The organism is Mesorhizobium sp. M1322 (assembly GCF_040318085.1).
Lineage (GTDB): Bacteria > Pseudomonadota > Alphaproteobacteria > Rhizobiales > Rhizobiaceae > Mesorhizobium.
The window spans coordinates 1-680 of record NZ_JAMYLP010000220.1 but is presented as its reverse complement, the minus strand read 5'-3'; the positions used below and the strand labels follow the sequence as shown (position 1 = coordinate 680).

The following is a 680-nucleotide window of genomic DNA, read 5'->3' as shown; positions in this document are numbered from 1 at the left end:
ATCTTCTGGAGAGCGATTCCAGTCTCGAACTGTCGGTCTCCGTCACCACGCGGCCGCGCCGCGGCAGCGAGATCGAAGGCGTCCACTATCATTTCCGCACCATGCGTGAGTTCGAGCGGCTGCGCGATTCCGACGAACTGCTCGAATGGGCCGAAGTGCATGGCAATTGCTATGCGACGCCGCGTGAACCGGCCGAACTGGCGCTGGCACAGGGCCGCGACATGCTGTTCGACATCGACTGGCAGGGCGCCCAGCAGCTCAAGGAGAAGATGCGCGCCGACATCGTCTCGATCTTCATCCTGCCTCCCTCGATGAAAGAATTGAAGGCGCGGCTGAAGCGCCGGGCCGAGGACCAGGAATCGGTGATCGAGACGCGTCTGAAGAACGCCCGCAACGAGATCGAGCACTGGAAGGAATATGATTTCGTCATCATCAACGACGATCTCGACCGTGCCTTCGCCGAAGTGCGCGGCATTGTCACCGCCGAGCGGCTCAGACGCGATCGCCGGCCCGGCCTGTTCGATTTCGTCTCGGGGCTGCTCGACGAGAAGACGGATTGATGCCTCTTCCTTCTCCCCGTTCACAGCAGGGCTGTCCGGGGAAAGTTATTCATATATGAAGGCCATCTGATTGGGAGAGGCTCGGTCTTTTGGTCGGCTTGGATTGACCGGTGGCGGCTT

At 60.6% G+C, this 680-nt stretch carries 1 protein-coding gene; it reads left to right on the top strand.

Annotated features, from left to right (window positions below; translation table 11 throughout):
* Positions 1-560 (top strand): guanylate kinase (gmk, locus tag NKH12_RS30475; protein ID WP_352956489.1); only part of this gene is annotated, 560 nt, incomplete at its 5' end.
* Positions 561-680: the final 120 nt, after the last annotated feature.